Origin of the sequence: Nocardioides albertanoniae, from assembly GCF_006716315.1 — a bacterium.
In the GTDB taxonomy this organism is placed as follows: domain Bacteria; phylum Actinomycetota; class Actinomycetes; order Propionibacteriales; family Nocardioidaceae; genus Nocardioides; species Nocardioides albertanoniae.
Map to the genome: position 1 here is coordinate 4,932,324 of NZ_VFOV01000001.1, position 21,206 is coordinate 4,953,529.

Sequence of the window (21,206 nt, forward strand, 5' to 3'; positions counted from 1 at the left end):
GCCCAGATCCGCCGAGGAACCGCCCGATTCACCGAACGTCCCCCTGGCCTCCGACCAGGAAGAATGACCTGGCACACCTACTCCTTCGGCCCCTTCTACGACCCTGACCGCATCGGCTTCGGGCCGATCGTGACCTACGACGAGCACCTGCTGCGCAACGGCGAGGGCTTCGACACGCACCACCATGCGGGAGTCACCATCCTGACCTGGCCGCTGTCGGGCGAGGTGACCCACACCGACTCGACAGGCACCACCGCGACCGTGGCGCCGGGACAGCTCGGCGTCTTCGCCAGCGGCGACGGCGTCGACCACTCCGAGGTCGCGTCGGCTGCCGGCACCCGGTTCATCCAGGCGTGGATCTCCGGGAGCACCGGCGACCCGACGTACGCCGTCCGCGACGTCGCCGCGCGTGAGGGCGAGTGGACCGAGGCGGTGCGCCTGGAGCAGGGCACGCTGTGGATCGGCCACGTCGGCTCCTCCGGCCCGGCCGAGATCACCCTCCCCGACGCGCGCCTGCGGCACCTCCACGTCGCCTCCGGCGCGCTGCTGCGCAGCGGCATGGCCGAGCCGCTCGCCGCCGGCGACGCCTACGAGATCACCGCCGACGAGGGCGCGGAGTCAACGCCGTTCACGATCAGCGCCGGGGTGCCGACCGAGCTGCTGCTGTGGTGCTTCGAGTAGCTCGCAGCCGAACCTTGCGGCGGTCGGCTCCGTACCTGATTTGGGTGATCAGAATTTGATTGTCGCTTGATCCTTCTGACCCTGACCGCACCTTGATCCCAGGCCGGCTGTCTCGAGGCGCCTGGCTCCTCATCACTCAGTGGGTTCAAAGGAGAAGTCATGTTCAAGAAGCTCATGGGACAGGTCCCGACCGTCGTCATCGCCGCCACCACCGCGGCCATCTTCGGCGGCGGTGGCGCCTACGCCGCCGCCCAGATCACGTCGGCACAGATCAAGGACCAGACCATCCAGTCCCGTGACATCGCCGCCCAGGGCGTCGGCACCTCGGAGATTCGCAACCAGACCATCGAGTCCGGCGACATCGGCGAGGCCGGCGTCGGTGCGTCCGAGATCCGCAACGGATCCATCACCAGCGCCGACATCAACGACTCCACCGAGAAGTACCTCAAGGGGCAGAGGGGCGACACCGGCGCGCCGGGCACTCCGGGCGCGCCGGGCACTCCGGGCGCACCCGGCAAGGACGGCGTCGTGTCGCCGATCTACTCGGACACCGAGCTCGTGACCGTGAAGGACGTCGGCGGCTCGTTCGGCAAGTTCACCGGAACCGTCCGCGCCACCCTGCTCGACACGATCGAGCTCACCCCCGGCACGTACGTCCTCTCCTCGGAGGGCTTCTTCCTCAACAACGACACCACCAGCGGCAAGACCCGGATGCAGCTCGCGGTCCGCGTGAACGACGGCACCGACTGGGGCAAGGACCTCGGCACCTGCTTCACCGGCGCGATCAGCACGCTGACCAACCGCGAGTCCCACTGCTCCTCCACCCGCGTGGTCGAGATCGCGGAGGGCGAGAAGGTCGACGTGTACGCCTTCGGCTACGCCGACGACCAGGGCAGCGCCGACAGCGGCAAGGTCGACGCCAAGTCCTTCGTGACGGCCATCCCGGTTCAGTGATCTGACCAGCCGAGGTCTCCTGCCCGGCTCAGGATGTGGGGGTGAGCCGGGCAGGCACTGAACAGCACGCACGAAGGTCAGGTGACCGCCGCGGGGGTGGCGGTCATCCGACCGTTTTCCAGAGGAACCGGTCAGTCGGCGGCGATCCCGACGTACGTCGTCTCCAGATACTCATCGATGCCCTCGAAGCCGCCTTCGCGGCCGAAACCGGACGACTTCATCCCGCCGAACGGCGCGGCCGGGTTCGACAGGAGCCCGGTGTTGACGCCGACCATGCCGTAGTCGAGCGACTCGGCCATCCGGATGGTGCGGGAGAGGTCGCGGGTGTAGACGTAGGAGGCCAGGCCGTACTCGGTCGCGTTGGCCTTCGAGACCGCCTCGTCCTCGGTGGTGAACGTCGTGATCGGCGCGACCGGGCCGAAGATCTCCTGGGCGTTGATCTCCGCGTCGGCGGGCACGTCGGAGAGCACGGTGGGCGTGAAGAAGTATCCGGGCCCCGACGGCGCCGAGCCGCCGGTGAGCACCTTCGCGCCGCCCTCGACGGCGGCGGAGACCAGCGAGGTCACCGAGTCGACGGCCTTCTCGTCGATGAGCGGCCCCACCTGCGTACCGTCGTCCTGGCCGCGGCCCACGACCAGCGCCCCCATCCGCGAGGCCAGCTTCGTGGCGAACTCCTCGGCGACGTCGGTGTGGACGAGGAAGCGGTTGGCGGAGGTGCAGGCCTCGCCCATGTTGCGCATCTTCGCGACCATCGCGCCCTCGACCGCGGCGTCGACATCAGCGTCGTCGAAGACGATGAACGGCGCGTTGCCGCCGAGCTCCATCGACATCCGCTGCAGGTTGTCGGCCGCCTGCTTCACGAGCGTACGGCCCACCGGCGTCGACCCGGTGAAGGAGATCTTGCGCAGCCGCGGGTCGGCCTGGACCGCCCGGGAGACCTGGGGTGCGGCGGTGGTGGTGACGACGTTGAGCACGCCGTCGGGCAGCCCGGCCTCGGCCAGGATGGCGGCCAGCGCCAGCATCGTCAGCGGTGTCTGCTCGGCCGGCTTGACCACCATCGTGCAGCCGGCGGCGATGGCCGGTCCGATCTTGCGGGTGCCCATGGCCAGCGGGAAGTTCCACGGGGTGACGAAGAAGCAGGGGCCGACAGGCTTGCGCACCGTCAGCAGCCGCGAGCCGCCGACCGGGTTCTCCATCCAGCGGCCGTGGATGCGCGGCGCCTCCTCGGAGAACCAGCGGAAGAACTCGTTGCCGTAGCTCACCTCGCCCTTGGCCTCGGCCACGGGCTTGCCCATCTCCAGGCTCATCAGGTGGGCCAGGTCGTCGGCCCGTTCATTGATCAGCTCGAACGCCGTGCGGAGGATCTCCGCCCGGGTGCGCGGTGGCGTCCTGGCCCAGGAGGCCTGCGCCGCGACGGCAGCGTCGAGCGCCGCGATCGCGTCGCCGACCGTGCCGTCGGCGACGCTGGTGAGCTCGGAGCCGTCCGCCGGGTCGAGGACGGCGAAGCTCGCGCCACCCTCCGCCTCGCGCCAGCTGCCGCCGATGAAGAGCCCGTGGTGCTCCGGTGCCAGAAGATCGAGTCCACTCATGACACCGATCAAACCACGCGAGCGATACGCGGCTCGTTGATCAACATCTTGTCAACGATTGATCACCAGTTCGACTGCAAAGAGCCGTACGCGTGACTCGCCGGAACAAGTCTGATTGTCTATCCGTGTCGACGTAGGGAGGGAGCACTTCCAAGCCTCGACCGGGCCTCGCGGCCGCAAGGCCGCCAGGCTCGTCCCTACAGCTCCTCTACCGTTCCCCCCGTCGGTGGAGAAGCACTGGGAACTCGAGAGTGGCCCGGCCTCTGGCCGGGCCACATCCCATTTGCGGGGTTGTCCGCTCAGCGCTCGTTGGCCATCCGCAGGAAGGCCTCGAGCAACGGCCCCGAGGTGGCCGCGCCGTTCTCGCCCTCGTCGACGTAGACGGCGACCGCGAGATCACCCTGCGCGGCGATCATCCAGGTGTGGGTCAGGCGCTTGCCGTTGCGGTCGAACTCCGCCGTGCCGGTCTTGGCGATGACCGGCTTGCCGGGCACGTCGAGCAGGCCGCGACCGGTGCCGTCGGTGACCACACCGCGGAAGATCGTACGCAGCTGCTCGGCCTCGTCCTCCGCGAGCGGCTCCACGCCGGACGGCTTCGCGACCTGGCCCTCGACGAGGTTGGGCACCACCGTGTGGCCGGCCTGGATCGACCCGATCACGGAGGCCATCACGAGCGGCGAGGCGAGCACCTTGCCCTGTCCGATCAGGTCGGCGGCGTGCTCGGTGTCGCTGCCGGGCTCGGGGATCTGCCCGAAGTAGGAGGTGAAGCCGGCTTCCCGGTCGATGCCGAAGCCGAGGGAAGCGGCGGCCGAGGCGATCTCGGCGTGGCTGATCTCCTCGGCGGCACCGACCATCGCGGTGTTGCACGACTCGGCGACGGCATGGGCGAGGGTGATCTCGCCGATCGCGGACTTCGGGAACCAGGAGTCGTTGGTGAAGGTCTTGCCGTCGACGGTGGTCTTGGCCGGGCACTTGACCTGGCTGTCGGCGTTGAACCCCTTGCGCAGGAGCGCCAGGGTGGTGGCAGCCTTGAAGGTCGATCCCGGGGCGGCCTGGCCGTAGGTGGCCAGGTTCATCTTGTTGTCCTTGCCGTTGGCGGCGGCCAGCACGGCTCCGTCGCTGGGCCGGATGGCGACCAGGGCGCTCTCGGGCTTGACGCGCTTGAGCACCTTCTCCGCACTCTTCTGCAGCCCCTCGTCGAGCGTGATGGTCAGCGACTGACCGTCGACGGGGTCGGTGTTGTAGAGGTTCTTGAGCACCTCGCCCTTGTCGTCGACCACCGTGACCTGCAGGCCGGGTTTGCCGCTCAGCCGGTCGTCGTAGCGGGCCTGCAGCCCGGAGAGGCCGGCATGATCGCCCGGAAGGTAGGTGCCGGGCTTCTTCTTCATCATCTCCGCGGTCACCTCGCCGACGATGCCGACGACCGGGGAGGCGAACTGCTTGGTCGGACCGAGCGGGAGGGTGCGGTTGAGCATGGCGGCGCCCTTGATCTTGGCGATCCGGTCTCGCTTCGCCTTCGTCATCATCGGCTTGCGGATCGAGAGGGCCTCGACGAAGGCCTTGGCGCCGGCCGCTCTGACCCGCTTGGCGTAGCGCTTCGGGTTGATGTCGACGATCTTGGCGATGTCACGGGCGGCGGCCGGCGCCGCGACGGGGTCGATCAGCGTCTTGTCGATGCCGACCGTGACGACCGGGCGGTCGGCGATGAGGGTCGCGCCCGACGTGCTCATGATCTCGCCGCGCTGCTGCTGCACGGTCTCGACGTGGAGGCTTCGGCCCTCGGTGAGCACGGGCGAGACGACCGTCGGCTCCCAGACGAACTCCCACGTGTCGCCCTTCTTGGCGAGCTCGACCTCCGACTGGTAGGTCCACTTGCCTCCCGGCAGACCCCAAGCCCAGGTCAGCGTCGACTTGGCTCGGTCGGCACCGTTGCCGGTGAAGGTCGGCTTGGTCGCCGACACGTGCGGGGCGCCCAGCTTGCCGAACAGGTTGCCGGTGAGGTCACCGTATTCGTCGGCCACGGCGGCCGGGTCGGTCTTCGCGACGAAGTCGACGCTCGTGAACGTGCCGGTCTCCAGAGCCGAGGTCAGGGACGACATGCTCGGTCCGGGGTCCTTGGCCCCACCGCAGGCAGCAAGCAGCGGTAAAGCAACGGCAAGGGCCGTGATGCCCCGGAAGACTCGCATGGAACGGTTCTATCAGCCGCGACCCCAACAGTGGGTTACACCTCCTCAACGCGGGAGTTGTGAAGCTGGGCACGACCGGTCCGGCCGCGCCCAGCTTCACCACCCGGGTCAGTGGGTCGCCAGCCAGGCGTCCAGGTCGACGCCGCGCTCGTCGGCGAGCTTCTCCAGGAGCTCACGGCTCGGGGGCTGGAACACCTCCGGCTCGATGTGACGGTCACGGGCGGCGTACGTCCTCTGCTTGGCCGCCTGTGCCGGACCGGCCGCCTCTGCGTCGGCGATCACCGCCGGGCTCGTGGCGGTGGCGGCGCCGGTGAGCGGAGGGCTCACCAGCGGTGTGAAGCCGTCGCGGTGACCGGCCGCGTTGGCGTGATACGACTCCTCGATCGGGCTGGAGAGCCCGTTGACCCACTCCACGTCGTCACAGACCGCGTGACCGGTGAACCGGCTGATCGGGTTGACGTACGTGAAGCCGGCAGCGCTCGCGCGGGAGGCCGTGGTGTCGTTGAGCAGCACCGCGGTGTCGTTGAGGAGGGCTTCGTCCTCCGGGCTGAAGTAGGTGCCCGCGTTGCAGTCCTCGCCCATGAAGAGCTTCGGATAGCCCACGACCACCACCTTCGCGCCGGGTGCGCGCGAGCTGATCTGGGAGTAGAGGTTGCCGAGGCTGCCGGGCAGCGTGTTGCGGATGTAGTTCTGAGCGCCGGCGACCGCGCCGGGGCAGTCGCTCGCCCAGGCCGGCAGAGCGCACTCGGTGACCACGTCGACGAAGCCGGCGTCGTTGCCGCCGATCGAGATCGTGACGAACTTGGTCGAGGTCGACAGGGCGCTGATCTGGTTGTTGGTGACATCGGGGACTCGCGCGCCCGAGCAGGCGCGGAAGTTCAGCGAGTAGCCCTTCGCCGCGGAGATCAGGCTCGCGTAGGCCAACGGCGAACGCTTGCAGGTGGTGCCGTCGTCGATGTAGCTCCGGGTGCCGACTCCTGAGGCGTAGGAGTCGCCAAGTGCTACGTAGGGCTCGCCAGCTGCTGCTGAAGCGGAGCTCGAAGCGATGTGCACTGCTGAAGCGGAGCTCGAAGCAATGGGCACCGCTGCTGAAGCTGGCGATCCGGAGGCGGCGGCCAGGCCGGCGCCGAGGAGGGAGAGGGTTGTGAGGGAGACCGCGAGGCGGACTTTGGACAGGCGGAAGGTCGAACCGATCATGGCAACTCCCGAGGTCCGGGGCCACCGGTCGGTGGCCCGTTCACTATTCGGTTCTACGCCTTCTTCCGCCTGCCCGCAGGCCTTCGTTGCACGTTTTACCTGACTCCTGGAATCCGTTTACCTCGGGTTGCCTTCGATGTTCTGCAGCCGAGGCAGGGCTCGATCGAGCCAGCCGGGAAGCCACCAGGCACCCGCGCCGAGGAGCCGCATCACCGCCGGGACCACCAGGCAACGTACGACGAGGGCGTCGAGCAGCACCGCCACCGCCATCACGAAGCCCATCTCCTGCAGCATCCGGTCGGGGCTGAACCAGAAGGCGCCGAAGACCACCACCATGATCGCGCCGGCCGCGGTGATGACACCGCCGGTGTTCGCCAGGCCCTCGCGCACGGCCTCCTGCGCGTCGCCGCTGCGCAGCCACTCCTCGCGCATCCGCGAGATCAGGAAGACCTCGTAGTCCATCGAGAGCCCGAAGACGATCGCGAACGTCATCACCGGCAGGAAGGCCTCGATCGGCCCCGGCTCGACACCGAGCAGCCCCTCCTGGAAGACGTACGTCATCGCGCCCATCGAGGCGCCGATCGAGATCAGGTTGAGCACGGCCGCCTTGATCGCCACCGCGACCGAGCGGAAGACGCACATCAGCAGCAGCGCGGAGAGACCGACCACGAGACCGATGAAGAGCGGCAGCTTCTTGCCGACCGCGTCGGAGTAGTCGATCAGCGCCGCGGTGGAGCCGCCGACGAGCACGTCGTCGCCGAGGTCTTCGCGCAGATCCTTGACCAGCTCGGTGGTCGCCTCGTCCTGCGGGCCCGTCTCCGGGAAGGCGATCGAGGTGAACACCGCGCCGTCGTCCGACGGCTGCGGCGGCGTCACGGCGGCCACACCGGCGTACGCCTGGGTCTTCTCGTACGCCGCGGCGGCCTGCGCCTGCGAGCCCTCGGTCACGACCACGAGCGGGCCGTTGGCGCCGGGCCCGAACTTGTCGCTGACCAGGTCGTATGCCTTGCGCGTCGTCGAGGAGGCGTCATCGTTGCCGGCGTCGGCGAAGCCGAGCTGGAGGCCGAGCACGGGAGTCGCGAGGGCTCCGAGGGCGACCAGGGAGACGAGCAGCGCCACCCACGGGTGCCGCTGCACCCCACGCGCCCACGCCCGCCAGCCGCGGCCGGGCTCGCGACGGGACCGGGCCGCGTGGCGGCGTACGGACTTCTCCAGGCGCTTGCCGAAGAGCGTGAGCAGTGACGGGAGCAGGGTGACCGCGGCGATCATCGTCATCGCAACGGTGAGCGCGACGCCGAGCACGACGCCCTGGATCGAGGTCAGCTGCAGCACGTAGAGGCCACAGAGCGCCAGGATCACGCTGACGCCGGCGAAGAGCACGGAGCGGCCGGCGGTGTCGATGGCGGTCGCGGCGGCGTCCTCACGGGTGGCGCCGTGGAGCAGCTCGCTGCGGTAGCGGGAGAAGACCAGCAGCGCGTAGTCGATGCCCACGCCGAGCCCGACGATCATCAGCATCGGCGCGGTGTAGTCGGGGATCGTGGTCACGTGGGAGAGCAGCGTGACCACGCCGAAGGTCGTGCCGACCGCGAAGATCGCAGTGATCAGCGGCAGGCTCGCGGCCAGGAACGAGCCGAACATGAACAGCATGACCACGAGGGCCGCCAGCATCCCGATCCCTTCCGAGCTGCCGCCCTCGCCCTCGTTGACTTCGCGCATCGAGTCGCCCGCCATCTCGACCTGGAGGTCGCCGGCCGAGGTGTCGTCGGCCAGCTCGAGGAACGGCTCGTAGGTGCTGATCGGCAGCTCGCCCGGCTCGGCATCCATCACGACGGTGACCAGTGCGGTCGTGCCGTCCTCGCTCACCGAGCCTCGCTGCGGGTCGGCGGGCTCGACGGTCTCGACGTGCGGGAGCGCGGCGAGGTCGGCGACCAGGTCGTCGACGGCTTGCCGGTCGGTGTTCCAACCGCGCTCGTCATGGATGACCGCGCGCACCTCGTCACCGTTCGATCCGCCGTGCTTCGCCTGCAGCTCGGCCATCTCCTGCGACTGGGTGCCCGGGATGTCGAAGGAGTTGCGGTAGTCGTCGCCGATGCCTTGCGCGGCCGCCGTCACACCCACCAGGACGACCACCCACAACAGCAGGGCGGTCCAGTGATGGCGTTGCGAGAAGGACGCCAGCCGCCGCAGCGGGCTGGGTCTCGGGGTGGTCTGGATGGTCATCATGTCTCCTTGTCGCTTATGCCTGGCTACGTGTAGACAGACAACATGTACGGAGACAATGTACGTCGGGCTGTGTAGGCTGTCTACATGAAAGCCGACGCCCTCCGTGGCCACCTCGACTCGCTGATCCTGGCCGTCGTCGAGAAGCAGCCCCTTCACGGCTACGCGATCATCGAGGCGCTGGCCGCTCGCAGCGGTGGCGAGCTCGACCTCCCCACCGGCACCATCTACCCCGCCCTGCGCCGCCTCGAGAAGGCCGGCTATCTCGACAGCTCCTGGTCAGAGGTCGGCGGCCGCAAGCGCCGCACCTACGAGCTCTCCCGCGCCGGCCACAAGGCCCTCGCCGCCCACCGCCAGGAGTGGAAGACCTTCGCCACCGTCGTCTCCGACGTGCTCGGCCCTGCCTGATCCCCCTCCCTCCGCTGTCCACCTCCGCCGAGAAGTCACCCCTGCAGGCCGAGGAGTCACTCCTGCAGGTCGAGTGGGTACCAGGCACCAGGGCTGCTCCGGCGTCGTTTCAGGGTCGTCCCTGATGCGCCCGAGGTCACCTGCGACCGACGATCAGCCCATGAGCGCAGTCGACGTCTACCTAGCGGACCTGCGTGCCGCCATCCCCGGCCCCAGCTGGACCCGACGCGATCTGCTGCGCGAGGCCGGCGGCCACCTCGAAGACGCGACCGAGGCGTACGCCACCGCCGGCTACTCGACCATGGAGGCCGAGACCCTCGCACTGCGCGACTTCGGCTCGGTCGACGAGGTCGCCCCCGGCTTCCGGGACACCGTCGCGATCGGTGCTGCGCGGCGTACGGCGATCCTGCTCGTGCTCGTCATGATCCCCCAGACGGTCCTCTGGGACGGACGGATCGACCTCGGCGCCAGCGCCGGCGCGGCGGCACCCGACGGAGGCCTCTTCCACGTGCTCGACACCCTCATCGGTTACGTCGGCACCGCGGGCACCATCGGCGCGGTCATCGCGCTCGTGGCGACCGCGATCGGTCAGCGCTGGCTCCCGATCGGCGCTCGCACCGCTCGCCTGACCGCGGCCTGGTCGCTGGCCACGGCCCTCGCGATCCCGGTGATCGGCTTCACGATGCTCACCCTCACCGGCGGACTCACCGTCATGCTCGCGATGAGCGCGATCGCCTTCATGGCCATCCCGTTCGCCCTGGTCGCCGTCTCGGCCCAGCGCACCCTCGCCGCCTGCTGAGACCCACCCGCCGAGGCGTCACTCCCGCAGGCCGAAAGGTCAACTCTGCAGGTCGAGAAGTCACACCAGTGACTTCTCACCCTGTAGGAGTGACGCCTCGGCCTGCGGGAGTGACTTCTCAGCCTGCAGGGGTGACCTCTCGGCAGAGCGCAGGAGGATCAGGTCAGTCGAACTTGCGCTTCTGGCGCGGCTTGCGGGGCCGGTCGTTGGAGTCGCCGCGACCACCGTGGCGGGGGCCGCTCTTGTCGAAGCGACCGCCGGAGCGGCGTACGGGACCGCCGGAGTCCTCGGAGAGCTCGATGAGCTTGCCGGAGATGCGGGTCGACTCCAGGGCCTTCCAGGTCTCGGGGGCGAGGTCGGCGGGGAGCTCGACGAGCGAGAAGTCGTTGCGGATGGAGATGTTGCCGAAGTCGGCGCGACGCAGGCCGCCCTCGTTGGCGATGGCGCCGACGATCTGGCGCGGCTCCACGCGGTGACGCTTGCCCACCTGGATCTTGTACGTCGCGAGCGGCTGCCCGGTGTGGCGCGACGTACCGGTCTCCCGGCGCGCCCCCGAGCCACGGTCGTCGCGGTCGCGACGTCCACGACGGTCGTCGTAGGCGGGCTTCTCGGGCTCGGGCTCGAGGAGCAGCGGCTCCTCGCCGTGGAGCACCGCGGCCAGAGCGGCAGCGACGTCGACCTCGGGGATGTCGTGCTCCTCGACGTAGTGGCGCACCACGTCGCGGAAGAACTCGATCTTCTCGCCCTCCTGGAGAGCGGCGGTGATGCCGTCGTCGAAGCGCGAGAGGCGGGTCGCGTTGACCTCGTCGACCGACGGCAGGTTCATCTGCTTCGGCGATGCCTTGGTGTGCTTCTCGATCGCGCGCAGCAGCCAGCGCTCGCGCGGGGTGACGAACGAGATCGCGTCGCCGGTGCGGCCGGCGCGACCCGTACGACCGATGCGGTGCACGTAGGCCTCGACGTCGGTCGGCAGGTCGTAGTTGACGACGTGGGAGATCCGCTCGACGTCGAGACCGCGAGCCGCGACGTCGGTGGCGACCAGGATGTCGAGCGACCCGTCCTTGAGCTGGTTGACGGTCTTCTCGCGCTGGGCCTGAGCGATGTCACCGTTGATCGCGGTGGCCGCGAAGCCCCGCGCACGCAGCTTCTCGGCGAGCGACTCGGTCTCCGACTTGGTGCGGGTGAAGACGATCATGCCCTCGAAGTTCTCGACCTCGAGGATGCGGGTGAGCGCGTCGACCTTCTGGGGGTAGGACACCATCAGGTAGCGCTGGGTGATGTTGGAGGCGGTCTGGGTCTTCGCCTTGACCGAGATCTCCTTGGCGTCGCGCAGGTACTTCTTCGAGAGCCGGCGGATCTGGGAGGGCATGGTCGCCGAGAAGAGCGCGACCTGCTTGTCCTCAGGAGTGTCGGCGAGGATCGTCTCGACGTCCTCCGCGAACCCCATGTTGAGCATCTCGTCGGCCTCGTCGAGCACCAGGAAGCGCAGCTGGGAGAGATCCAGCGTGCCCTTCTCGAGGTGGTCCATGATCCGGCCGGGGGTGCCGACGACGACGTGCACGCCGCGGCGCAGCGCGGTCAGCTGCGGGCCGTAGCCCTGGCCGCCGTAGACCGGCAGGATGCGTACGCCGTCGAGGTTGGTCGCGTAGCGCTCGAACGCCTCGCACACCTGCAGCGCCAGCTCACGCGTCGGCGCGAGCACCAGCGCCTGCGGAGCGTTCTGGTAGACGTCGAGGTTGGAGAGCACCGGCAGCGCGAACGCGGCGGTCTTGCCGGTGCCGGTCTGCGCGAGGCCGACGACGTCGTGACCCTCGAGCAGCGAGGGGATCGTCGCGGCCTGGATCGCCGACGGCGTCTCGTAGCCGAGCGCCTTGACGGCGTCGAGCACACCGGCGGAGAGACCGAGTGAGTCGAAGGTCGGACCCTGCTGCGCCTCCACGCCGGACTCGCCGCCGGCCGCCTCGGGCGCGGGAGGGGTGGATACGGCAGAATCAGCGTCGGTGCTCACCATCCAACGGTAGGCCCATATAGCACGTTCTCTGCATTCCTCGCCGCGGTGGCCCCGATCACGTGCCGACAGTCAAGATCCGTTCAAGCCGCCGCTCGATGCGGCGGGAATCGACCTGCGACTTCAGATCAGCAGACGTACGCCACCCCGACCGCTCATAGAACGCGATCGCCCGGGCGTTGTCCTGAAGCACCCAGAGTTCGAGCGTGGTGACGCCCACCGAGCATGCGTACGCATCCACCTCTGCCAGCACGCGCCCACCCGTCGACGCCAGGCACCGATCGTCCTGCGCGGAGCAATCGCCAGCAAATCGATTACCAGATGGTCCGCGAATCAATCAATAGACCCACCGCGGATCCATCAGTAGATGAGAAATCTGCGGATACACTGACGGCGTGAACGACATCCTCCCGCTGGCTACGTGTCGTTCGGGGCGCGGCCTCGGATCATCGACGAGGTGCAACGAGGCGGCGACGACCTACTCCTTGCGATCAACGAGTGCGCTGATGGCGACAACTCACCGGGTCAGTTCGTTCTTTCCGGATCATCCAGATTCCTGACCGTTCCGACGCTCTCAGAGTCGTTGGCAGGCCGAGCCGTGTTTCTCGACCTCTGGCCGTTGAGCGCTGCTGAACGCACCGGCTCCGTCGTTGACACGCCCGCCGCGCTGTTCGACCCGTCGGGATTCACCTCCCGCGACCTGCTCTCACCCTGGGACCGAGACCAGTACTTCGACTTGATCCGATCGGGCGGATATCCGGAGGCGATCCGTGTGCCCGAGTCTGTCCGCGACGCATGGTTCGACTCGTACGTCTCAACAGTGACGCTGCGGGATGTGGCAAGTTTCGCCGACATCCGCAACGCGAGCGCGGTTCCGCAGCTTCTGAGCCTGGTCGCGGCACGTTCCGGCAGTCAGCTGGTCCTGACCGACCTGGCAAAGAGCATGCACCTCGCACAGAACACCGCGCGGGGACTACCTCGGCTATCTCGAGATCGTGTTCCTCACCGCGAGCCTTCCGGTGTGGTCGACCAACCTCAGCTCTCGGCTGATCAAGACCCCGAAAGCGTACGTGACCGACACCGGGCTAGCCGCTTCTCTTCTCGGTGTCGATGAGAGCGTCGCCGAGCCCGGACATCCCCAGGCGGGCCAGCTCGTCGAGACTCTCGTCTTCACCGAGCTCACCCGCCAGCTCACCACCAGCAGCGCTCGTGCGAGCCTCAACTACTTTCGAGATCGTGAGGGCCGCGAGGTCGACTTCGTCCTCACCAAGCGAGACGGGAGCATCGTCGGCATAGAGGTCAAGGCCAGCGCTACGGCGAAGGTCGACTCGTTCAAGCATCTGGCCTGGATGCGTGACAAGTACGGCGAGAAGTTTCGTGCGGGCTACGTGCTCTATCTGGGTTCGGAGATCCGGCCCTTCGGCGACCGACTCACCGCGGTGCCACTATCCGCACTCTGGGAAGGTCGGCGATTGCTCTGAACGGCGTCAGGAGGCGATGACCTCGTCGCCGACGGCGATCTCTCCGGGGTGGACGACGGCGAGGTGCACCGCTGCCCACACCTTGCCGTCCCAGCGGCGGTGCCGGGCGAGCGTACGCAGCGGGTCCTTGCCCGACTCCAGGGTCTCGGCGTCGATGGTGGTCATCACGCAGCGGTCGATCCGCTCGGCGACACGGAACCTGGCGCCGCCGATCGCAACCTCCTGCCAGCCGTCCTCGGCGAACGGCTCGGGGACGCCCTCGACGAGCAGATTGGCGCGAAACCGTCCGGCCGGGACGTCGTCGTCGGCCCAGGCATCGACCTGGCCGACCGACGCATCCGAGATGAGCGACACCGGCGAGGAGTCGTGGAAGGCGGCGTGCTCCCCGGGCCGGAACTTGTCCGGGTTCATCGCCCGCCTCGTCGGCTCGGCACACCACATCAGTCGCAGGTCGTCGCGGCCGAGCACCTTCCGCAGCCAGCTGTCGGCCGTCTCGCCGACAGCCCGCGCCGTGAGCTGCTTCCGGAAGAAACGTACGCCGACGGTCGGCGCGTCCTCGTCGGGCGCCGTCACCTCCAGCGGGTCCGCCCCCGGGCCGCTCAGCGTCAGGTCCACGCCCGTCGGGCCACCGGTCGCCGGGGTCTCCGCCACGATCTCGAACAGCGACCGCAGCTCTCGAGCCGTGACCAGCTTGTCCCTGCCGTCGACCACCATCCACTCGCGGTCGCCCACGATCCCGGTGCGGCCGACGTACGCCGCCTCGACCGGCCTGATCGCCGTCGACTTCACCGGATGGACGTTGATCCCTGCCAGGTGCATGCGGCCCATTGAATCGGACCCGGCTACTCGACCGTGACCGATTTTGCGAGGTTGCGGGGCTTGTCGACGTCGTGACCGAGCGCCTTGGCCGCATGGAAGGCGATCAGCTGGAGCGGGATCGTCATCAGGATGGGGTCGAGCTCGACCTCGTTCTTCGGTACGTCGACGCGCAGCGCGTCGAGCTCGCCGAGGTCGACGTCGGGGTGGGTGACCACGACCAGAGGCCCGCGGCGGGCGTCGATCTCGTGCAGCGCTGCGACGTTGCGGTCGGTGAGCTCGTCCTGCGGCACGATCGCTACCGTCGGCACCTCCGCCGAGATCAGCGCGAGCGGACCGTGCTTGAGCTCGGAGGTCTGGTAGGCCTCGGCGTGCCGGTAGGAGATCTCCTTCAGCTTCTGGGCGCCCTCGCGGGCGACCGGGTAGCCGCGTACGCGCCCGATGAAGAACATCGACTCCGCCTCGGCCAGGCGCGCTGCGATCTCCTCGAGATGCGACTCGCTCTTGAGCACCTCCTCGATCTGGGCCGGCAGCGCCTGCAGGCCCGCGATGAGCCGCTTGCCGTCGGCGATCGAGAGGTCGCGTACGCGGCCGAGCTGGAGCGCGAGCAGCGAGAACGCGACGTACATGTTGGTGAGCGCCTTGGTCGAGGCCACCGCGATCTCCGGGCCGGCGTGGAGGTAGATGCCGCCGTCGACCGCCCGCGCGATCGCCGAGCCGACGACGTTGACGACGCCGAGCACCCGGCCACCCTTGCGCTTGATCTCCTGCACGGCGAGCAGCGTGTCGATGGTCTCGCCGGACTGGGAGACGACGACGTAGAGGGTGTCGGGCTCGATGATCGGGTTGCGGTAGCGGAACTCGGAGGCGGCCTCGGCGTCGGCGGGGACGCGGGCGAGCTCCTCGATCAGGCCGGCACCCATCTGGCCGACGTAGTAGGCCGACCCGCAGCCGAGGATCTTCACCCGGCGGATCGCCCGCAGCTCGCGCGGATCCAGGTTGAGACCGCCGAGATGCGCCGTGCCGAACCGCTCGTCGAGCCGCCCGCGCAGCGCCCGCTCGACAGACGACGGCTGCTCCAGGATCTCGGTGAACATCCGCGGCTCGTCGGCGAGCTCGCCGTATTCGAAGGCCGACGGGTCGACGTCGACCTCGCGGGCCGTCGTCGTGGTCGTGGTCAGGTCCTGGCGGAACGTCGTGAAGCCGGTGGCGGTGACGGTGGCCAGCTCGCCGTCGTCGAGGTGGGCGACGGTGGTCGTGTGGCGTACGACCGCGGCCAGGTCGGAGGCGACGTACATCTCGCCGTCACCCACGCCGACGATCAGCGGTGAGCCGTTGCGGGCCACGACCATGCGGTCGGGGAAGTCGGCGTGCACGACCGCGAGACCCCAGGTGCCCTCGATCTGGGCCAGCACGTCGACGACCTTGGCCTCGAGGGTGTCGGCCGTCGAGGCCGCGACGAGGTGGGCGAAGACCTCGGTGTCGGTGTCGCTGGCGAGCTCGACACCCGCCTCGGTGAGCCGCTCGCGCAACGATGCGGCATTGTCGACGATGCCGTTGTGCACGACGGCCACGCGACCGTCGGCGGAGACGTGCGGGTGGGCGTTGGCGTCGCTGGCCGGGCCGTGGGTCGCCCACCGGGTGTGGCCGATGCCGACCTTGCCGGCGAACCGCTTCGGCAGGGCATCGACCAGATCGCGTACGCGGCCGGCCTTCTTCACCACCTGCAGCCTGCTGCCCAGCACCGCGACGCCCGACGAGTCATAGCCGCGGTGCTCCAGCCGCGCCAGGCCCTCGGTGAGCAGGCCGACCGCCTGCTGGGGGCCGACGTATCCGACGATTCCGCACATTGCTCTGTCCTTCTCTCCGTGGCTATCCGTAGATGAGCCGTCGCAGCTGTCGTTCGGTGAGCCGGGGCGCAGCGACGACCCGCGCCCGCAACTCCTCGGCGAGCAGCGCGAAGATCGCATCGTTCTTCGCGCCATAGGTCTTCAGCTGAGCGTGCCGACGACGTACGTAGGCCTCGACCGGTTCGTCGAAGTAGGCCACCACGTCTTCGATCACACGGGCCGCCTCGGTGGGCGAGAGCCCGGTGGTGGCGACCACGTGGTCGATCAGCGCTTGCTCGGCGTTCACGGAGCAACTGTGAAGCACCCCAACCAGAGTCACAAGTTTCTGCCCGATATCGGGCAAGATCAGCCAGTTCACGCTCAAGTGGGGAGCGAAGGCCACATTCACTGCTGCAGAGCACCCGCAGGTGGGGCGCAACGACCGACATCTGCGATTACTTGGACATTCCAGTGGGGGTGAGGTACCTTTGGTGAACACAAGGTGAACAGGAGGTGTCTGATGAACGGAAACAAGGTGACCGGCAAGCTCGAGCTGCGCTGGCTTCCCGTCGTCGACCGCCGCGGCCGTAAGCACATGGAGGCCCGCTGGGTCGAAGTCAGTGCGCCCGCGACCACGCGTCACGCCGCCTGAGACCAAGCACTTCAAAGGCCCGCTCCCTTCAGGGGAGCGGGCCTTCGTCATTTAGGGATAGCGTTGTCACTGCAACCAATTTCTCCGGTTGCCGCCAGATTGCCCACGAGAGCGGGAACATTGGCGGAGCCTTCCCTGTTACGATAATTGCAGATTCAACCAATTCTTCCAGGAGCTTTCCCACCATGGGCATTTTCAGCAAGAAGGACGCGGCCCCGGCCGACACCGAGTTCGACGCACCCACCGCCGCCATCGAGGACATCTCGGGCGACTACACCCTTGACCCCACCCACACCCGCCTGGGCTTCTCGGCTCGCCACGCGATGGTGACCACGGTGCGTGGCGCGTTCAAGGAGTTCGACGGCACCGCGACGATCGACACCGCCGAGCCGGCCAACTCCAAGGTCTCGCTCACCATCAAGGCCGACTCCGTCGACACCGGCAACGCCGACCGCGACGGTCACCTGCTCTCCGGCGACTTCTTCGAGAACGAGACCCACCCCAACATCACCTTCGCCTCGACCGCGGTCGAGTTCGACGGTGAGACCTGGAACATCACCGGCGACCTGACCATCAAGGGCAACACCAACTCGGTCACCGTCCCGTTCGAGCAGACCGGCTCCGCCAAGGACCCGTTCGGCAACATCCGGGTCGGCTTCGAGGGCGCCGTCGCGATCAACCGCACCGACTGGGGCCTCTCCTTCAACGCCGCTCTCGAGACCGGCGGCGTGCTCGTCTCCGAGAAGATCAAGCTCGAGTTCGACATCTCGGCCATCAAGGTCGGCGCCGAGGCCTGAGCCTCGCGGCGCTTGCCGAAGACTTCGTCGGGGCCACCGGGAATGTCCCGGTGGCCCCGACGCATGTCGCGAGCAGATCAGTCCTGCACGTAGTAGCGCTTCTCCACGCCGATACGGCCGGTGCCGACGACGTCCACCGACGAGGTGTCACCGGTGACACCTCCGGCGAATCCGAGGTGATCGTCGCCGAGGCGAGCACCGCGACCGAGAGGACCGCCGGTGTCGTCATGGTGGACCACGCCACCTGCGTTGTGACCGAGCGGCGACTCGAGGTGGGCCCGACCACTGCCCACGACCGTCGTCCCGTCCGTCGTCGCCGTCACCGCGGCGTCGCTTCCGAGCGCGGCGCCCCCGACCGTCACCGGACCCGCCGGCCCGCGGTCGGGCTGCCGGATCGGCTCATCCCCCTGTGCCGCGTGCGCGCCTCCCGCACCGGCAGCGACGAGACCACCCGCGATGAGGGTTGCCGCCAGCGACCTGCGAAGTCCCCCGAGAATCTTCGAGCTCAATGCCTTCTCCTGACGTGAGTTGCGTGGCCTGCAGCCAAGCGCTCCCGAGTTCGGCCTGGATCAGACCCTTCGCTGCTTTTTACGTGCTTCTGAGCAGCGACGTTGCAGTTGGTCGCCGAATACGCCCCAGACGCCTCCGAAGCCCCGAGGGGACTCTGCTCCTCCACCATCAGGGCTTCGGGCCACGCACGCCCTAGCGGCCAGCCCGGTCACCTCGCGTCCCGCACTCGTCGCAGGGAGGCCGCCGATCAGCGCTTCGGTCCACTGACGACGCACACGAACAACGTCCCCCGCTCCGCACCACGACCTCGGTGAGGCAGGTCACACGCGACCCTTGCGGACGACCAGGGGCGTCTGCCAGTGTATGCGTATGCATATGAACCCCGAAGACAAGCAGCTCATCCCCGGGCCCTTCCACGTCATCAAGGAGCCCCCCGGCCCTGACGCCCCCGCGCAGCGCGACCCGAAGGTCGCCGCGACGGTCTCGGAGATGCTGTCCACCATCGAGTCCGGCGGCCTGGACGCCGTCCGCAAGTACGCCGAGCAGCTCGACGGATTCACCGGCGCCGACCTCGAGGTCGGGAAGGCCGAGTTCGCCGCCGCGGCGCGCGACCTGCCGGCCGACCTGCGCGAGGCGCTCGACGCCGGGGCCGACCGGAGCCGGCGCTTCGCACAGATGCAGCGCGACCGGCTCGTCGACTTCGAGGAGGAGATCCTCCCCGGTCTGGTCTGCGGCCAGCGCCAGGTCCCGGTCGGCGCGGTCGGCGCCTACCTGCCGGCAGGCCGCTTCCCGCTGCTCGCCAGCGCCTTCATGACCGTGGGCGTCGCCAAGGTCGCCGGCGTCCCGAACATCGTCAGCTGCACGCCCCCGAGCAACGCCGGCGCCGCGCACCCGGCGGTCCTCTACGCCGCCCGCGCCTCGGGCGCCGAGCGCGTCTTCCAGGTCGGTGGCGTCCAGGCGCTCGCCGCCATGGCCTTCGGTCTCTTCGACGGCATCCCGCCGGCCGACATGATCGTCGGCGCAGGTAACGCCTACGTTGCCGAGGCCAAGCGCCAGCTCTACGGCCGCGTCGGCATCGACGTGCTCGCAGGTCCGTCCGAGGTCGCCGTCATCGCCGACGACACCGCGACGACCACGATGGTCGCCGCCGACCTGCTGGGCCAGGCCGAGCACGGCCCCACGTCGCCGGCCTCCCTGGTCACCACCTCCCGGCGCCTCGCCGAGGAGCTCCCGGCCGAGATCGACCGCCAGCTGGCCGGGCTCTCGACCCGCAGCGTCGCCGAGCCCGCGTGGCGCGACTACGGCTCGATCTACCTCGCCGAGGACCGCGAGACCGCCGTCGCGATCATGGACCTGCTCGCGCCCGAGCACCTCGAGGTGCTCACCGACGATCTCGACTGGTACCTGCAGAACCTCACGAACTACGGCTCGTTGTTCCTCGGTGAGTGGTCGACCGTCGCCTACGCCGACAAGGGCATGTCCGGCACGAACCACGTGCTCCCCACGGGCCGCAACGCCCGTTTCACCGGTGGCCTCTCCGTGGCCGGCTTCCTCAAGACGCTCACCTACCAGCGCTCCACGAAGGAGGCCACCGAAGCCCAGGCCCGTCCCGTCGTCACCGTCTCGAACTTCGAGCAGCTCGACGGGCACCGCGACAGCGCCCAGCTCCGGCTGGACCTGCTCGACGACTGACGTCGTGCATACGTATCACTAACCCCCTGGAGACCGTCATGACACGTCACTACATCGTGCTACCGGCCGTTGCCGCACTCGCGGCGACCGCCGTGCTCGCGTCCGGGTGCTCGGCCGGCAGCCGCGTCGCCTCCGAAGACGCCACCAAGGTCGCGTGCGACATCAAGACCGACAAGCCCATCACCGCCAACGTCCTCGCCTACAACTCGACGGCGATCGACCCCTACACGAACACGATGGTGCAGAGCTGCACCAAGGGTGACGTGACCCTCAAGCATCGGCCCATCGACTTCGCGGGCCAGATCCAGAAGACCACGGCGACCCTGGCGGAGGACAGCGGCACCTACGACATCGTCGAGACCTACGGGTTCGCCCTCCCCGACCTCGCCGCCCAGAAGAAGCTGGTGCCGCTCGACGGTCTCATCGAGAAGTACTCCGACAAGTACGCCCTCGACGAGATCAACGCGGACATGACCAACGGCATGTCGTACGACGGCAAGACCTACGCGTTGCCGATGCAGGCGCAGACGTACGTCATGTCCTATCGCAAGGACATCTTCGACAAGCTCGGCCTGAAGCCGCCGACGACGTTCGAGGAGCTGCGCGCGGTCGCGAAGAAGATCCAGGACTCCGGCGAGGTGAAGTACCCCCTCGCTCTGCCGTGGCTGGCCAGCAGCGACATCGCGACGGCGTACGACTCGGTGATGGGCAGCCTGGGCGAGAACCTCACCGACCCCAAGGCGAAGACCGCCAACCTCGACTCGCCGACGTCGATCAAGGCGCTGGAGGAGATGCGGTCGCTGCTGCCCTACATGGACCCGGAGGTCACCACCTTCGACCAGCCGGCGGTCCAGCAGCAGATGTACAACGGCTCCGCGGCGATCTCCATCATGTTCTCGGGCCGGATGAACGACCTCACCATGACCTCGAACTCCCAGTACGCCGAGAAGACGGCGTTCGCACCGCCGCCGGCCGTCGAGAAGGGCGGCACGCTGTTCAACACGCTGTCGATCGACGGCTGGTCGATCCCGGCGAACACCGAGGTCGACGAGGAGGCGCTGTTCCAGATGATGGCCGCCTCGGTCAGCCCCAAGGCCTCACGCGCGGCAGTGCCGGCCTCCTATCCGGCTCGCGAGGGAATGGTCGACTCGGACAGCAGCCCGTTCGCCGACGCCTCGAACGAGGCGATCAAGAGCGCGCCTGCGACCGAGCCGTACCCGTGGACCTCGCGGATCAGCATCGCGGTCACCCCGACCATCGCGAAGATCATCCTCGGTGAGATCAGCGTCGAGGACGGCGCGGCGAAGATGCAGAGCACCGCGACCAAGATCTTGGCCGACTACCGCTGACCATCGTCTCGTGGGGCGGCCCACGGCCGTTCGACACT

General features: G+C 68.5%; 18 protein-coding genes and 2 pseudogenes. 10 read left to right on the forward strand and 10 right to left on the reverse strand.

What is annotated here, in order from left to right; translation table 11 throughout:
• The first annotated feature begins 63 nt into the window (after window positions 1-63).
• Both FB381_RS23585 and FB381_RS23590 read left to right on the forward strand, forming a co-directional pair.
• Window positions 64-681 carry a pirin family protein gene (locus FB381_RS23585; protein WP_170225289.1) on the forward strand — a complete coding sequence of 206 codons (618 nt, stop codon included), beginning with the start codon at window positions 64-66 and terminating at the stop codon, window positions 679-681.
• 159 nt (window positions 682-840) lie between these two features.
• Window positions 841-1,635: a collagen-like triple helix repeat-containing protein gene (locus FB381_RS23590; protein ID WP_141782496.1), complete on the forward strand. Its 795-nt coding sequence runs from the start codon at window positions 841-843 to the stop codon at window positions 1,633-1,635.
• Between the two features lie 131 nt (window positions 1,636-1,766).
• Here FB381_RS23590 and FB381_RS23595 read toward each other — a convergent pair whose 3' ends face one another.
• The 4 genes from FB381_RS23595 to FB381_RS23610 form a co-directional block, all read right to left on the reverse strand.
• On the reverse strand, window positions 1,767-3,224 hold the full coding sequence (locus FB381_RS23595; RefSeq protein ID WP_141782497.1) for an NAD-dependent succinate-semialdehyde dehydrogenase: 1,458 nt from the start codon (window positions 3,222-3,224) through the stop codon (window positions 1,767-1,769).
• A 299-nt stretch (window positions 3,225-3,523) separates the two neighbouring features.
• Window positions 3,524-5,323, reverse strand: a complete 1,800-nt coding sequence (locus tag FB381_RS23600) for a penicillin-binding transpeptidase domain-containing protein (protein WP_170225290.1) — start codon at window positions 5,321-5,323, stop codon at window positions 3,524-3,526.
• Window positions 5,324-5,518: 195 nt separating this feature from the next.
• Window positions 5,519-6,463 (reverse strand): SGNH/GDSL hydrolase family protein, encoded by a 945-nt coding sequence (locus FB381_RS23605; protein WP_246088286.1) that lies wholly within the window; start codon window positions 6,461-6,463, stop codon window positions 5,519-5,521.
• Window positions 6,464-6,724: 261 nt separating this feature from the next.
• The gene (locus FB381_RS23610) at window positions 6,725-8,827 is read right to left on the reverse strand and encodes an MMPL family transporter (RefSeq protein WP_141782499.1); all 2,103 of its coding nucleotides are present in this window, start codon (window positions 8,825-8,827) and stop codon (window positions 6,725-6,727) included.
• A gap of 87 nt (window positions 8,828-8,914) precedes the next feature.
• Here FB381_RS23610 and FB381_RS23615 point away from each other — a divergent pair, with 87 nt between their 5' ends.
• Window positions 8,915-9,235, forward strand: coding sequence for a PadR family transcriptional regulator (locus FB381_RS23615; protein WP_141782500.1), 321 nt, complete (start codon window positions 8,915-8,917; stop codon window positions 9,233-9,235).
• Window positions 9,236-9,395: 160 nt separating this feature from the next.
• A complete protein-coding gene (locus FB381_RS23620; RefSeq protein WP_141782501.1) occupies window positions 9,396-10,034 on the forward strand; it encodes a permease prefix domain 1-containing protein in 639 nt (212 codons plus the stop codon).
• Window positions 10,035-10,197: 163 nt separating this feature from the next.
• Here the strand turns inward: FB381_RS23620 and FB381_RS23625 are convergent, their stop codons facing one another.
• The gene (locus FB381_RS23625) at window positions 10,198-12,045 is read right to left on the reverse strand and encodes a DEAD/DEAH box helicase (RefSeq protein ID WP_211352519.1); all 1,848 of its coding nucleotides are present in this window, start codon (window positions 12,043-12,045) and stop codon (window positions 10,198-10,200) included.
• A gap of 55 nt (window positions 12,046-12,100) precedes the next feature.
• The gene (locus tag FB381_RS23630; protein WP_141782502.1) at window positions 12,101-12,262 is read right to left on the reverse strand and encodes a GNAT family N-acetyltransferase; all 162 of its coding nucleotides are present in this window, start codon (window positions 12,260-12,262) and stop codon (window positions 12,101-12,103) included.
• 237 nt (window positions 12,263-12,499) lie between these two features.
• Between FB381_RS23630 and FB381_RS24620 the strand changes: the two are divergent.
• Window positions 12,500-12,664, forward strand: a pseudogene (locus FB381_RS24620) (AAA family ATPase); the annotation flags it as partial.
• Window positions 12,665-13,004: 340 nt separating this feature from the next.
• A pseudogene (locus FB381_RS24145) lies at window positions 13,005-13,523 on the forward strand (ATP-binding protein); the annotation flags it as partial.
• Between the two features lie 6 nt (window positions 13,524-13,529).
• On the opposite strand, the gene FB381_RS23640 reads toward FB381_RS24145, so the two are convergent.
• From FB381_RS23640 to FB381_RS23650, 3 genes are read right to left on the reverse strand one after another with little or no spacing between them, the layout of a single operon-like run.
• Window positions 13,530-14,342 (reverse strand): MOSC domain-containing protein, encoded by an 813-nt coding sequence (locus FB381_RS23640; RefSeq protein ID WP_170225291.1) that lies wholly within the window; start codon window positions 14,340-14,342, stop codon window positions 13,530-13,532.
• 23 nt (window positions 14,343-14,365) lie between these two features.
• Window positions 14,366-16,189, reverse strand: coding sequence for a glutamine--fructose-6-phosphate transaminase (isomerizing) (gene glmS, locus FB381_RS23645; RefSeq protein ID WP_141782504.1), 1,824 nt, complete (start codon window positions 16,187-16,189; stop codon window positions 14,366-14,368).
• 22 nt (window positions 16,190-16,211) lie between these two features.
• Window positions 16,212-16,475: a hypothetical protein gene (locus tag FB381_RS23650; protein ID WP_141782505.1), complete on the reverse strand. Its 264-nt coding sequence runs from the start codon at window positions 16,473-16,475 to the stop codon at window positions 16,212-16,214.
• 213 nt (window positions 16,476-16,688) lie between these two features.
• Here FB381_RS23650 and FB381_RS24510 point away from each other — a divergent pair, with 213 nt between their 5' ends.
• Window positions 16,689-16,820 (forward strand): hypothetical protein, encoded by a 132-nt coding sequence (locus tag FB381_RS24510; RefSeq protein WP_281285070.1) that lies wholly within the window; start codon window positions 16,689-16,691, stop codon window positions 16,818-16,820.
• Between the two features lie 185 nt (window positions 16,821-17,005).
• A complete protein-coding gene (locus FB381_RS23655; RefSeq protein WP_141782506.1) occupies window positions 17,006-17,617 on the forward strand; it encodes a YceI family protein in 612 nt (203 codons plus the stop codon).
• A 77-nt stretch (window positions 17,618-17,694) separates the two neighbouring features.
• Here FB381_RS23655 and FB381_RS23660 read toward each other — a convergent pair whose 3' ends face one another.
• Window positions 17,695-18,126: a hypothetical protein gene (locus tag FB381_RS23660; protein ID WP_141782507.1), complete on the reverse strand. Its 432-nt coding sequence runs from the start codon at window positions 18,124-18,126 to the stop codon at window positions 17,695-17,697.
• Window positions 18,127-18,496: 370 nt separating this feature from the next.
• On the opposite strand from FB381_RS23660, the gene hisD reads away from it, so the two are divergent.
• The gene (gene hisD, locus FB381_RS23665) at window positions 18,497-19,819 is read left to right on the forward strand and encodes a histidinol dehydrogenase (RefSeq protein ID WP_141782508.1); all 1,323 of its coding nucleotides are present in this window, start codon (window positions 18,497-18,499) and stop codon (window positions 19,817-19,819) included.
• A 38-nt stretch (window positions 19,820-19,857) separates the two neighbouring features.
• Window positions 19,858-21,168, forward strand: a complete 1,311-nt coding sequence (locus FB381_RS23670; RefSeq protein WP_141782509.1) for an ABC transporter substrate-binding protein — start codon at window positions 19,858-19,860, stop codon at window positions 21,166-21,168.
• Window positions 21,169-21,206 lie beyond the last annotated feature (38 nt).